Source organism: Yoonia sp. (assembly GCF_017854415.1).
Classification (GTDB): domain Bacteria; phylum Pseudomonadota; class Alphaproteobacteria; order Rhodobacterales; family Rhodobacteraceae; genus Yoonia.
This window is the reverse complement of sequence record NZ_JAFMHR010000012.1, coordinates 1-13,373: the sequence shown is the minus strand read 5'-3', so window position 1 is coordinate 13,373 and position 13,373 is coordinate 1. Positions and strand designations below refer to the sequence as shown.

Annotated in this window: 15 protein-coding genes; 8 read left to right on the top strand and 7 right to left on the bottom strand. The window is 52.5% G+C overall.

Annotation, left to right across the window (positions count from 1 at the left end):
• Window positions 1-17: 17 nt before the first annotated feature.
• The 7 genes from QZ197_RS02765 to ptsN all read left to right on the top strand — a co-directional run bounded on the left by QZ197_RS02765 (window position 18) and on the right by ptsN (window position 4,768).
• Complete coding sequence (locus QZ197_RS02765) at window positions 18-629, top strand: ribonuclease D (protein ID WP_296429812.1); 612 nt, start codon at window positions 18-20, stop codon at window positions 627-629.
• Window positions 629-1,597, top strand: a complete 969-nt coding sequence (locus QZ197_RS02760; protein WP_296429810.1) for a KpsF/GutQ family sugar-phosphate isomerase — start codon at window positions 629-631, stop codon at window positions 1,595-1,597. The genes QZ197_RS02765 and QZ197_RS02760 overlap by 1 nt, the downstream gene beginning before the upstream one ends.
• 8 nt (window positions 1,598-1,605) lie before the next feature.
• The gene (locus QZ197_RS02755) at window positions 1,606-2,202 is read left to right on the top strand and encodes a hypothetical protein (protein WP_296429808.1); all 597 of its coding nucleotides are present in this window, start codon (window positions 1,606-1,608) and stop codon (window positions 2,200-2,202) included.
• Window positions 2,203-2,219: 17 nt separating this feature from the next.
• Window positions 2,220-2,699 carry an LptA/OstA family protein gene (locus QZ197_RS02750; protein ID WP_296429806.1) on the top strand — a complete coding sequence of 160 codons (480 nt, stop codon included), beginning with the start codon at window positions 2,220-2,222 and terminating at the stop codon, window positions 2,697-2,699.
• On the top strand, window positions 2,699-3,460 hold the full coding sequence (lptB, locus tag QZ197_RS02745; RefSeq protein WP_296429805.1) for an LPS export ABC transporter ATP-binding protein: 762 nt from the start codon (window positions 2,699-2,701) through the stop codon (window positions 3,458-3,460). Before QZ197_RS02750 ends, lptB begins: the two co-directional genes overlap by 1 nt.
• A gap of 237 nt (window positions 3,461-3,697) precedes the next feature.
• Entirely contained in the window at window positions 3,698-4,273 is a 576-nt protein-coding gene (gene raiA / locus QZ197_RS02740) for a ribosome-associated translation inhibitor RaiA (RefSeq protein WP_296429804.1), read from the top strand.
• Window positions 4,274-4,303: 30 nt separating this feature from the next.
• A complete protein-coding gene (gene ptsN, locus QZ197_RS02735; RefSeq protein ID WP_296429802.1) occupies window positions 4,304-4,768 on the top strand; it encodes a PTS IIA-like nitrogen regulatory protein PtsN in 465 nt (154 codons plus the stop codon).
• Here the strand turns inward: ptsN and QZ197_RS02730 are convergent.
• The 7 genes from QZ197_RS02730 to cysQ form a co-directional block, all read right to left on the bottom strand.
• Entirely contained in the window at window positions 4,765-6,198 is a 1,434-nt protein-coding gene (locus QZ197_RS02730; RefSeq protein WP_296429800.1) for a sulfotransferase family 2 domain-containing protein, read from the bottom strand. The genes ptsN and QZ197_RS02730 overlap by 4 nt on opposite strands.
• Window positions 6,195-7,898, bottom strand: coding sequence for a beta-1,6-N-acetylglucosaminyltransferase (locus QZ197_RS02725; protein WP_296429798.1), 1,704 nt, complete (start codon window positions 7,896-7,898; stop codon window positions 6,195-6,197). Before QZ197_RS02725 ends, QZ197_RS02730 begins: the two co-directional genes overlap by 4 nt.
• Window positions 7,895-8,854: a glycosyltransferase family 2 protein gene (locus tag QZ197_RS02720; protein WP_296429853.1), complete on the bottom strand. Its 960-nt coding sequence runs from the start codon at window positions 8,852-8,854 to the stop codon at window positions 7,895-7,897. Before QZ197_RS02720 ends, QZ197_RS02725 begins: the two co-directional genes overlap by 4 nt.
• Before the next feature lie 90 nt (window positions 8,855-8,944).
• Complete coding sequence (locus tag QZ197_RS02715) at window positions 8,945-9,814, bottom strand: glycosyltransferase family 2 protein (protein ID WP_363157879.1); 870 nt, start codon at window positions 9,812-9,814, stop codon at window positions 8,945-8,947.
• Window positions 9,815-9,995: 181 nt separating this feature from the next.
• A complete protein-coding gene (gene galU, locus QZ197_RS02710) occupies window positions 9,996-10,889 on the bottom strand; it encodes a UTP--glucose-1-phosphate uridylyltransferase GalU (protein WP_296429795.1) in 894 nt (297 codons plus the stop codon).
• Window positions 10,890-10,996: 107 nt separating this feature from the next.
• Complete coding sequence (locus tag QZ197_RS02705) at window positions 10,997-11,797, bottom strand: manno-octulosonate cytidylyltransferase (protein WP_296429793.1); 801 nt, start codon at window positions 11,795-11,797, stop codon at window positions 10,997-10,999.
• Entirely contained in the window at window positions 11,797-12,594 is a 798-nt protein-coding gene (gene cysQ / locus QZ197_RS02700) for a 3'(2'),5'-bisphosphate nucleotidase CysQ (RefSeq protein WP_296429792.1), read from the bottom strand. Before cysQ ends, QZ197_RS02705 begins: the two co-directional genes overlap by 1 nt.
• A gap of 126 nt (window positions 12,595-12,720) precedes the next feature.
• Between cysQ and QZ197_RS02695 the strand changes: the two genes are divergently transcribed.
• Window positions 12,721-13,373, top strand: a 653-nt coding sequence (locus QZ197_RS02695; protein ID WP_296429790.1) for an ABC transporter permease, incomplete at its 3' end; no start/stop codon positions are given.

Below are 13,373 nucleotides of genomic sequence, written 5' to 3'. Positions count from 1 at the left end.
CAGAAAAAGGGCAATCCATGGCCAATCACCTCTACCAGAATGATCTGCCGGACGGCCTAGACCTTGGCCCAATCGTTGCGATTGATTGCGAGACGATGGGGCTAAACCCGCATCGTGATCGTTTGTGCTTGATCCAAATGTCGGGCGGCGACGGCGATTGCCACCTTGTTCAGGTCGCAGTCGGGCAAACCACCGCACCCAACCTATGTGCCATGTTAGAAGATCCGGCAGTTCTCAAGCTGTTTCATTTTGGCCGCTTTGATATCGCTGCCCTTCTGAACGCATTTGGCGCTGTAACAGCGCCGGTCTTTTGCACGAAAATTGCGTCCAAAATGGTGCGGACTTTTACGGACCGGCACGGGCTGAAGACATTGCTGCAAGACATGCTTGGGATCGATATTTCCAAACACCAACAACAAAGCGATTGGGGCGCATTGACGCTAACCCCTGCGCAACTGGATTATGCTGCTTCGGATGTTCTTTATCTTCACCAACTCAAGGTGAAATTCGACGACCTGCTTGCGCGTGAAGGTCGCACTGAAATGGCGCAAGCCTGTTTCGATTTTCTACCGACCCGTGCGCAGCTAGATCTGGCTGGTTGGCCAGAAACAGATATCTTTTCGCACTAATGGTAGATCATGCAAAATTCCTCGCTTCGGCGAAACGGGTGATCACAGTCGAAGCTGACGCGCTGACACAACTGGCCGACCAACTAGACGATAGTTTTGCGCAAGCAGTTGAACTGCTTTTGAATGCAAAAGGCCGCGTCATCATCAGCGGGATGGGTAAATCTGGCCATATCGCCCGCAAGATTGCCGCCACGTTTGCAAGCACCGGAACGCCTGCCCACTTTGTCCATCCCGCCGAAGCCAGCCATGGTGATCTTGGTATGATGACCCGTGGCGATGTTGTTTTGGTCTTGTCCAACTCCGGTGAAACCCCTGAATTGGCAGATCTGGTTGCCTACACCCGCCGTTTTTCCATCCCGATGATTGGCGTGGCAAGCAAGCCCAACAGCACGCTTTTGACCCGCGCCGACGTTAGCATTGTCTTGCCGGATTTGGGCGAAGCATGCGGCACAGGCGTTGTGCCTACGACATCGACCACCATGACACTTGCCTTGGGGGACGCACTGGCCGTGGCCCTTATGGAGCATCGCGAATTTACGCCCGAAAACTTCCGCGAGTTCCATCCAGGTGGCAAATTAGGCGCGCGACTGTCAAAAATATCAGATTTGATGCATAAGGCGGACGCAATCCCGCTTGTCCCTGCCGACACTCCGATGAGCGAAGCGTTGTTGGAAATTAGCCAAAAAGGGTTCGGCGTGGTTGGTGTTACCGATGCGAACCAAAAACTGATCGGTATCGTGACAGACGGCGATCTGCGGCGACATATGTCGGGACTGCTGGACCGCACTGCCCGTGAGGTGATGACCCCAAACCCTGCGACAATGGCACCACATGCACTTGCCGAAGAGGCTGTCGCACTCATGAATGCGAGAACAATCACGTGTCTTTTCGCGGTTGATCCGGCGCAAGAAGGTCAAGTTGCCGGCTTTTTGCATATCCATGACTGCCTAAGAGCAGGCATTGTCTAGCGATGCTAATGGCAGATAACCTCCATTCACAGTTGGTTGGGTGGGCCAAAATTATCCTGCCAATGAGTGCCTTGGCGCTATTGTCTACCTTATTTCTATTCGCCCGTGACGCGAACACACCCGATGATGCCGCCTTGGCAAAGGCCGAAGAAATCGCCCGCGAACAAAAGGTGACAGCCCCCGAATTTGCAGGTGTCACAGACAGCGGCGACATTATCATCATTGCAGCAAAATCAGCGCAACCAGATGTGGCGCGCCCGGATACTCTGCAAATCAACGATATCCGCATGCGGCTGGACACAACCGATGGCAGTTTTGTCGAAGTGACCGCCGTGCAAGGCGAAGTTGACGGCCGAGCGCGCATCGCAAGCTTTCTTGGGCTGGCCCGGCTGCAAACCTCAAACGGCTACGAAATGGAGACAAACGGCTTGGTGGCAGAACTCCAGACGGGACGCGTGACATCAAACGGTTTGCTCGAAATACGCGCCCCATTTGGCGCACTGACAGCGGGAATGGTAACTTTTCAAGTCGAGACACCTGAAGCAGGCCAACAGATGCTGTTCACCAATGGCGTCCGCCTGCTATATGAACCAATCACTCCGTGACAAAGGACAAGTGCCGCATGATGAAATTACTCGCCTTTTGCGCCTCCCTTTTCTTGGCTGATAGTGCGTTTGCACAAACTAGCGTCGCTTTGGGCGGTTTGTCCGTTGATACCAGCGCCGCAATTGAGGTTTCCGCAGATAGCCTTTCGATCGACCAAGACACCAGCACGGCTATTTTTGACGGAAACGTCATCATTGGCCAAGGCGATCTGCGCATCACCGCTGGTCAGGTCGAGGTGATTTATGGCGAAGACACTTCACAAATCGCGCGATTGCTTGCCTCAAACGGTGTGACGTTTGTGACCACAACAGAGGCCGCAGAGGCCCAGCAGGCAGACTATGACATTACGACTGGATTGTTGGTTCTAACGGGAGAGGTCCTGCTGACCCAAGGGGCAAGTGCAATTTCTGCTGGCAGGATGGTTATCAACGTCACCGACGGCACGGCCCTCATGGACGGCCGCGTACGCACCATTCTGCAACAGGGCGACAACTGATGGAACAGCCCGCTAGCCTTTCAGTCCAAGACGGCGACGTCGGGCTAAAGATCATTAATTTGCGCAAAAGCTATCGTAAGCGTCCCGTCATCCGCGACGTGAGCATTGACCTTGGACGAGGCGAGGTTGTTGCCCTTCTTGGCCCAAATGGATCCGGCAAAACCACTTGTTTTTATGCCATTGCTGGATTGGTCACACCAGAAAGCGGGCGCGTCGTCATTGACGGGCGCGATGTGACAAGCTTGCCACTGTACCGCCGCGCCCAACTTGGCATTGGATATTTGCCCCAAGAAATGTCGATCTTTCGGGGTATGTCTGTCGAAGATAATATTCTCTCAATCCTCGAAATTGCGGTCCCTGACCGACACCGCAGGCGCGAAAGGCTCGAAGAACTTCTCTCTGAGTTTTCGATCGAACACTTGCGCCGCGCCTCTGCAATGGCCCTGTCTGGTGGTGAACGTCGCCGCGTCGAGATCGCGCGATGCCTTGCCGCAGGCCCGAAATATGTGCTGTTGGACGAACCATTTGCAGGTGTCGATCCAATCGCAGTCAGCGAAATCAGGCACCTGGTCGCTGACCTCAAGAACCGTGGCATTGGCGTTCTGATCACGGATCATAACGTGCAAGAAACGCTGCAGATTGTGGATCGCGCTTACATCTTGCATGACGGAAAAGTGCTCATGAGTGGGACCACCCAAGAGGTCATACAAGACGACAATGTGCGCCGCGTTTACTTGGGCAATAATTTCCGCGTGAACTGATTCTTTTCATCCTTTGCATGACTGTATCATTGACAAGACCTAGGGTTTTGTCGCCAACTGTAGAAGATGACGAACCCTAGATCTTTTCCCTTATCCTTGCCGGCACAGCGCTGGCAGTTTGGGATAAGTCAAAAGAAATCAGGATGTTATCATACTCAGACATGTCGAGGTTCCTCGCGCAGGCTAGCTTAGGCTGACCTGCATTCAGACACCTCGTGGCTTAATTAAGGAGAAACGATGCGTTACCAAATCAGCGGCAAGCAAATCGATATTGGCGAAGCACTTCAAACCCACGTGAAAACCGAAATGGACGAAATCCTGAGTAAATATGCGGGACGACCAACCGAAGCATATGTGGTATTTTCAAAATCAGCCCACGAGTATGTCTGCGAATCTGTCGTGCATCTTTCGACTGGCCTAAATGCGCAAGCAACTGGAAAGGCGACAGAAATTTATGCCGCATTTGATGCGAGTTCCGAAAAGATGGACAAGCAGCTTCGCAGGTATAAACGCCGCCTCAAGGACCACCATAGGGATCGGGTACAGCCTGTTGAACTTTCGGATGCAGGGTCATATATCCTCGAATCAAGAGAAGAGACCGAAGGCGCTGATCATGACGACGCGACGCCGATCATTATCGCAGAGATGGAATCTAAGATCCCATCGCTTTCGGTTGGTGAAGCCGTGATGCAGATGGAAATTGCGAGTGCACCGGTACTGGTTTTCAGGAACGAAAAGAATAATGAAGTTAACGTCGTATATCGGCGTGAAGACGGAAACATTGGCTGGGTCGACCCAAAGACATCGGGTTAGTAAACAGCCAACTGACGAGAGACAAAGCTGATGCAACTTGGCACTATTCTCAAGCACGACGCGGTAAAGACAATTTCGTCATGTACCAGCAAAAAACGTCTCTTTCATGATCTGGGCGAGCTTGCCGAAGCAAGCTATGACCTGAATGCGACCAACGTAATTGATGCCTTGATTGAGCGCGAAGGGCTTGGCCCGACGGGTGTTGGTCAAGGCATCGCTTTGCCGCATGCCCGCCTTCCTGAACTTGATCGTGTCGTGGGATTGTTCCTGCGCCTAGAAAAACCGCTCAACTTCGATGCGGTGGATCGCCAGCCTGTTGACCTGGTTTTCGCGTTACTTGCACCAGAAAATGCAGGTGTTGATCACCTTAAAGCATTGGCATTGGTATCACGCACGCTGCGTGATGATGCGGTTTGTGCAAAACTTCGCGCAAACACCAGCGCCAGCACACTGCATACAATTTTGACCGAAGTGCAGGCATCGCAGGCCGCTTAGGCCCAGCTTTCAAATCCAAAAATGCGGTAATCAAGCGCATAAGCACTTTGCGCGGCGCGTTCGATTTGCGGGTCATAGATAGCTGACAAACGGTCATTCTCAGGGTGCGGCCCTGCGACCCATTCAGGGGAATTGCCGATTCCTATTTGTGACGCCAGATGTGGCAAATCGTGATGCAAGTCATCCTCTCGCAAGATCACATCTGGCAATGCAAACTGCGACATTCCCTGCAACAATGTGTGTTGATTGGCCCATGACGGGTCGACCCGAATGCTCGTTTGCCCAGAAAGGTTAGCCTTTAAGAACTGCAGAAACGCCAAAAATGCGGCCCGATGCGCAGCTTCATCATACCCATCTTCGTTTGAAAAATCGGTGCCGTCTGGTGGAACTGGTAATTTATGAACTTTACGCAGATTTGCCCTAAGTTCGGGGAAACTGCCCTTTTGGCGCGACAGAATTCGATCGCAAAACGCGGCGTGCGCCCGCGCGACCGGATGGCGCAAGACCGCAAAGGTCCGGTGTTTACTGCGGGTTATTTGCCAGTCGCGCAATGATCGCTGCGAGAAATTCACGATGACATCCTGCGACTGCCCCCCATCAACTGCACCAAGCCAGCTGCAAATCGCAGCATCTGGACCAGACCGAAGGGGCATATAAAGCAGCCCACTTTTGGGTGCTGCGACATACGTTGGGATCGCGGGCCCCCGCTTTGGTTCAAAATTAGGGGTTCGTCCAAGATCAAAGCGATCCATCCCCCGCAGCGCTTGCTGCATTTCGTCAAAGTTACGGACTTTTTGATCCAACGGCTCTGGGTTTTGTTTTTTCAACTTCTTGTTGATGTTTGAAAGACGTGAATCGGTGCCCAAAAACGCGGCCAAGCCGTTCATCACATCAACATCCCGCAAATCGTCGTAGCCAATATAAAAAGCGGTCTGCCCAGAGGTTTGAAGTGCGTGCTGCACACGGGCCTGAAAGGCCATAAGCGCCTCTAGATAGGCTACAAAAGCGTCCGGTTCAAAGTCAACTGAGATGGTTTTTGCATGCGTCGGGTTTGTCAGTTTCCACTGACCCGTGGCCTGCGCAATCTTCCAACTGACAAAGCTATCGACCGGATTACGGGTCAGAATAACTTTGGCACACCGCGGATCAGCTATGCAGGTCTGCAGTATGCGCGGATCATGGTTGTGAAAGAACCGAAAACCGGCCAGCGCATCGCTGTTCTTGATCTGCTCAAGCAACAATTCTGGGTTTTCTTCACGCGTCGCTTGATCAATGCCCAACAGTTCTTCGGTTTTTGGGCGACCCACAAATGAGGGGTTAAATGCCTCGCCATGGCAGCTAACGCCTGCCAGCGTATTCAAATTTGCTTCGAGCAAATTGGACCCAGTGCGCATTTCAGCCAGCACTATGAAATAGTCAAAATTCGTCATTTCTGGGCAATAATATAAGGTTTACGACGCGGCTTTGCCTGTGCTTTGCGCAAATTGCCTTGGGTGATATCTCCGGTCAGGAACGGGTGCATGCCTTGGTTGCGCAGCTCTTGCAAGAAATCGGCAAGTCCCGTCAGGTCGGCCATCTTAGGCGTTTGCGTCAATGCTCTGCCTTTGTGGCCAGCAATGTCGTCGATAATCGTTTGCAGAACATCCATCGGCGTTTCGATGAATTCGGCCAAAGTCATGATCTTGATCCGTGCATGTGCATGCGGCCCGCGCAACGTCTTGAGGAACTTGCTTTCGATCCGCTGCAAACGAGCAGCCTCGGCGCGCACCTCACTGGCGGAACGCCCCGACCGATAAAGCGGTATCGACCATGCCCCAGAGATCACCCAAATGCTGGCGTTCGTGTCTTTCGCAAGGGTCCATTGTACCTCTTGGCTGTCGGCAGGACCAAATTGGAAGCAATGCTGATCTTCCCGGCCATTCCAGATCAGGTTGGTCAGGAACATCTTTGCGTTATAGTCGCGCAAGCGGGGATGATCCGACAGGCCGCCACGATAGATTCTGCTTTCGTCCGCAAAATGCACACGGTCTTTTGCAAAAAGATGCCCATGCACCTGTGCACCTGTGCGTTCGGTGAGCCAGCTTTTGAAGTCCGGAAAGACATCATCAAAGCCCTGAAGGACCGCATAAGGTGCCGCGGCAACACCATTCTCACGGTCGGCGCTTGGGAATCTGCTTTGCATATAAAGTCCCGGACGTCCCAGTGTTCGCCGTTCCACAGCGTGGGAAAAAAGCCGGTCAACAGTGCCCGTGTTCGGCGCTGCACCCAACCGGTCCGCATCGACGGGCTGGGGAAACATCTTGTACAGAACCTCTGCATCGCGCCAGATCTTGCGTGCGACAAAGCAGTCAGATCGCTGCAAAAGCTCTAGGTGATCGTCAAAGAAAATATGCGGCTTACCTTGATAGTCGAACTTTGCCAGCGTCAGCGACCGGCTTTGGACCGTCCGAGCATGCAATCGCACAACGCTTTGGTAATAGCTCTCGTCAGGGATCCAAACATGGCGAAAAAACCTATCATAAACGGGTCGGTTCGGGTCCTGAAGAATCGCATCAAGCGTTTGGCGCGTCAAACACCACCACTGCGATCCCATATGCGGGACAAGGCCCTCTGGAATCTTGCGTTTGTACCCCACCATTTGCTGCAACGTCACAAACCAATCAAACAGCTTGCGGTGTTTCTTCCAAGCCAGCGGGAACCGCAGCGTAAAGCGTTCGCGGTCCAAACCACCAACAGTCCAAAGTACGTCCGATGTTGTTGCGCTCTCGATAAAGTCGGTATCCGGATGCTCTTGCAAATAGGCCTGCAATTCTTGCACAGGGCGCAATGGCAGGCACGATCCTGATGCCAAAAAGACATGCGAAACATCAGCAAATTCCTCGAGCATCATCGTCGCTGCAGCCTGCGAAGCAGCCACGAGCCCCCATGTCCCCCATTCACAGCGCTGCCGCGCGCAAAAGCGCACCATGCTCAGATCAGACAAGGCGCTGACAAAGTGATCGTGCGAGGCGCGGCTAACGTTGCTATCGATATGGATATCGACAGGACAGCCCGCATCGTTCCAATGGCGGGCCATTTGTTCGGCACGGTCAAAACCGGTGTGGATTAACATGATCACACCCAGCGTCATGCCCAGTTCCCTTTTGACATCAGGCCAAGAATTTCAAGCTGACGCCAGTTAATGTATTGCTCGCTCCATTGGCACCAGAAATCTGGGTCCGCCCCGTGCCTATCAGCGTATGACTTATATTCCCGTCCGGCCTGATAATGTTCGCCACGCAATGCCTCCTCGGTCACGCGTGCGCCAAAAGTATTCAGAAATTTCGCGTGCAGCAAAATGCCAGAGGTTTTTTCCCCGCCCTGCTGGTCATAGACCAGGTTCAATCCGCGCGGCAAAATCATGTGGGTTGAACTGACATAAGCATACGGCTTGCGCCATTTAACGAAAGGAACTTTGTTTAACGCTGGCGCTTGTTTGGGCTTGCTAGCAAAGAAAGTGCGCGCGCGCGGGCCACCTTGTATCCAAAGGTTCTGAAGCAGTTTGTTCTTGGTCATGATGTAGTTGCCCGGATCAAACCACCGCGCAATCACGAATGGATCAGACCCTTTGACATACGCCGTCTGCCCAACCGGACCCTTGGGGTACATATCCAAAAGCATCGCCCCAAAGGACCGCACTTGAGACGCATCAAGCCAATCGGCCAGCGCGCTTATCGGGCGCGTGTCACAGAATGGATAGACAAAAAACTCGTCGACATCGACGGTCAATGCCCAGTGGCCAGGCGCATATTTACCTTGCAGATAGGTGAGCCAATCCATGCCATATCGTGCATCGCCATATGCGGCTTTGGTGGACCAAAGTGATACATCCGGCTGTTCCAAGATGAATGCAGCGCCACCATCTTTACTGTCGTTGTCGACCATGAAAAAATGGTTGATCCCCAACTTTCGGTAATATTCTAGAAAATATGGCAGCCGCACAGCTTCGTTTCTGAAGGTGCAAAAGAGCAAAATATCGTCAGCGCCGATCCGGTTGGTACGATTTGCAACTGAACGCAACGCGCGACCTTTGCGCAATGCACGCATCCGCCAGTACTTGCGTTGCCACCGCAACCGATATGATGTCCAAATTCCCAAAGCTATCGCTTCTTGTTCCTGCGCTTAGATAAACGCATATCAGACCCAAGATCCTTTTGACATCAACCCTTGTTCAACCAACTTCTGATCACTCGAGTAAGATGACGAACCATCATACCACAGGGTTGGGTTCTCTATCATTTGTCGATAGTAATCTGTGTAATGGATGCTGTTTTCAAAATGTTGTTTACGCTCAAGTTCTTCTGATGATTTCGCACCAATGTTCGGCAAGAACTTGGTATACAGCAGAACCCCGCTCGTCTTGCTTTCTCCTTCAAAATCAAAGACATCATGCAGATGCCGGGGCAATATCTGATGCGTAGAGCTCACGTAGGCAAAGCGTCTGTTCCAGCGCACCAACGGCGTCTTATTCAATGTTGGCGCGCGGTCTGGTTCGGCTGCAAAAAACATGCGATCGCGGACGCCGCCCTGAATCCATAGGTTGCCATAATAAGGGTGGTATTTGTGGCGATAATTGTCCGCATCATACCAACAAAGCGTCTTTGTCGGATCCCCGCCAGACAAGTAATTGGCATCTCCAAGCGGCCCCTTTGGATAGAGGTCCAGCAGAAGCGCGCCGAATGATGTCAGGTTTTGTTGATCGAGCCACGCCGTCAACGCCTTGAGGTCACGCGACTGATAATCCGGATAGATCAGCAACTCGTCCGCATCAACAGTCAGGCACCATCGATTATGCCCGTGCTTGGCTTGCAACCAGCCAAGCCAGTCAACTCCAAATCGCGCCAATCGATAGCTGTGCTTTGTCGTCCAAAGCGAAACATCAGCTTGCGCTGCCAGAAATTCTGCCGTCCCATCATCGCTTCCGTTGTCAACAATCAAGAAATGGTCGACGCCAAGCGCACGGTAGTGCTTTAGAAAGTAAGGAAGGCGCAACATTTCATTGCGCACAGTTGAAAACACAAAGATCGCATCACTTGAGAGTTTTGACGTCCGATCATGGACCGCCTTGATCTGCTTGCGCTTGCGCCAGACCCGAAACAAGAAACGCCGCCGTTTCCAGCGCAGTCGATATGCGCCCCATAGACCCGGAAGACCCTTTGCGCGGCTCATTGGCATCCCACTGTATTCGCTACTGCGCAGCCTGCTTCACTGCATGCATATCCGCCAAGAATGCGGCAAACTCATCGTGCAATTCTGCACGGGCAAGTGCAAACGCAACCGTCGCCTGCAAAAAGCCAGCCTTTGACCCGCAATCGTATCTTTGGCCATCAAAGCGATAGCCAAATACATTGCGCCCTGCAGCGACCTCTGCCGAGATCGCGTCAGTCAATTGAATCTCTCCGCCAGCACCACGACCAATATTGTCCAAATTGTCTAAAACCTGCGGCGTCAGAATATAGCGTCCGATAACTGCAAGGTTCGATGGCGCCGCGCCCAATGCAGGTTTTTCGACCAATCCGTTGACGGACACAATCGGTCCATCTTGGCTTGCGATGTCCAAGATACCGTATGACGACGTCTGCGTTGGCAGCACTTCCATCGTCGCAACCATTGCACCGCCAGTTTCTTGATATGCCTCGACCATCTGCTGCAAACACGGCTTTTCGGCCGCGATTACGTCGTCAGGCAAAATAACCGCAAAGGGTTCATCCCCAATCAGTTTGCGCGCACAAGACACCGCATGCCCAAGCCCAAGCGCTTTGTGTTGGCGCAAGTATGCAATCGTGCCGCTTTCCATATTCGTATTACGCAAAGTCTCGAGCAGCTCAGTCTTGCCTGAACTTTCCAATGCCGCCTCAAGATCGGGTGATACGTCAAAATAGTCCTCCAGCGCGGATTTTCCGCGCGAGGTCACAAAAATGAAGTCTTCGATACCAGCAGCGCGCGCCTCATCAATGGCATATTGAATCAAGGGGCGGTCGACCAAAGTCATGATCTCTTTGGGCACGGATTTGGTCGCAGGCAGAAAGCGGGTTCCCAAACCTGCAACGGGAAAAATCGCTTTTGAAACTTTTCTATTCATGTGAGTGCCTTCAATGATCAGTTTGCGCGATAGTTCAAATGTAACTGGTTAACAGTCTAATATTAAGGCCGGACTAACAAGAATGGTCCGGTAATTAGTGAACCTACTTATCCATGGCCCATTTCTACCAACATCGCCTCGATACGCGGTACGTCTTCGGGGTTGTTCAATTCCCAGAACTGACGACCCCTTGCTGCGACCTCAACACAAAGCATTGGCACACCGCGCTCCAAGAAGCGCAGCTGTTCCAAGCCCTCCAGATGTTCCAGAGGGCCGCTTTCCCAGTCGGGGTAAGATTTCAAAGCATCGGGGCGATAGGCATATACACCGACATGATGAAACACAGGCGTATCGTCATCATCTGAATAAGTTGACCCTGTGTAAGGGATTACTTCTTTCGAGAAATATAGTGCGTTGTGATCGGCCCCGAAAACAGCCGTGGTGCCCCCAACGCGTCCTTCACGGCGATCTTGCAGCAGTCCATTCAGGGCGCGCCCTTCGGTCCGCAAAACTGGCGTTGCCACTTGGGCTTGCGGGTTGTCGCGCAAGCCTTGCACCAGATCTTCGACAAACCAGGCAGGCGTCAAAGGCGCATCACCCTGCAGGTTCACAATAATATCGAAATCACCGGCCATGCGCACCAGCGTCTCTGCGCATCTTTCGGTGCCATTCGCGCAAGTTTCAGAGGTCATTACGACCTCGGCCCCGAATGCCCGTGCTGCATCCGCAATTCTGCCGTCATCAGTCGCAACGACCACCCTGTCGACACCCTTAACCGCGCAGGCAGCATCCCAGGATCGTTTAATGAGGCTTCTTGCCTCGCCTGTTGCACCACGCAGACTGACGAGTGGTTTCCCGGGATACCTCGTTGATGCGTAGCGTGCAGGAATAACGATAAGAACAGACATTAAGCTTTCTCCAACGCAACGCCCGGGGCGTAAGCAATAAAAAACGGATTTTCAAATATCGGTTTACCATAGGTAAGGTCACTATGATCATCAAACCGCACAACGCGGCCACCTGCACCAGTTAACACAGCATGACCGGCCGCGGTGTCCCATTCCATCGTTCGGCCAAGACGCGGGTAAAGATCGGCCTCACCAGTCGCAATCAGGCAAAACTTGAGCGACGATCCGGCGCTTTTCATATCCTTAATCGCATACTTGCTGATGTAGGTATCTGTTGCCGCGTCGCGGTGGGATTTTGAAGCCACAACCAAAAGCGCCGCATTGTCAGGCGTAGACACCTTGATCGGCTTTCGTGGACCGGCGATCGACTTATCGAACTGGCCCGTTTCTTCTACAGACATACCCGTTTCATCGGTATAGAAAAGTCTGCCTTTTGCGGGCGCGTAAACCACACCACGGACGGGCTGCCCATCGACAACATAGGCGATGTTGACCGTGAAATCACCGCGCCTTTTGATGAATTCCTTTGTGCCGTCCAATGGATCAACGATCAAGAATGTGCTGACCTCTTGCGCGTGAGAAGCTGATTGTTCTTCGGTCACCAGCGGCACATCGGGAAATGCAGCCCGCAAGCCTGCGCTGATAATCGCATCAGCGGCTTCATCTGCAGCGGTCACGGGGCTGTCATCACTTTTGGACCGCACATCGAAATCATCGGCGGCATAGATCTCCATGATCTTGTCGCCTGCCCGCAAAGCCAAGTCCCGCATCACCGCCGTCAGTTTTACATAGTCCATTCAGCAACACCCTGTCGTTGAAAACTCTCGCGGGGTTGCTTATGCTTTGGCGTCAAGAGATCAGCAAGGTTATCGTGCGAGACTAAGCGTCAAAGCCGTCACCGCAACCAAAGGCCCCTGCAAACAATGTTCCAAACCCCCGTCCACAAAAGCAAAACTCGCATCTTTTTTGCGATGGCAGGTGTGACCTATTATACGATTGTGCACACGATGCGCGGCGGACACCGAAACGCGGTTGTCGGGATCTTGCTGGATATGCTCAAAGGTCTGACATTGGTCATCGTATTCTACGTAATGTTCCAACTCATCGGACTGCGAAGCTCCCCGGTACGCGGCGATTTTATGCTTTATATTATGAGCGGCGTCTTCCTGTTTATGACCCACATTACAGCGGTAAGCGCAATTGCCGGTGCCGGCAGTCCGACGTCAGCGATGATGATGCATCCACCGATGAACACACTCATTGCGATTTGCGCAGCGGCTATGACAACGTTGTACAAACAATTCCTAACCATTCTTGTTGTCTTGACGATTTATCACATTGTCTTTGCGCCCATTACGATTGATCAACCTATCCAAGCCTTTGGGATGTTTGTTCTTGCGTGGTTCACGGGTTGCGCAGTTGGGTTGGTATTCTTGGGTATAACACCATGGTTTCCAAACGCCTCGGGAGTGATAAGGCAGCTCTATATCCGGGCGAATATGATCGCCTCTGGCAAAATGTTTTTGGCAAACACCCTGCCTGCGTCAATGGTTGCTCTTTTTGATTGGAATCCGCT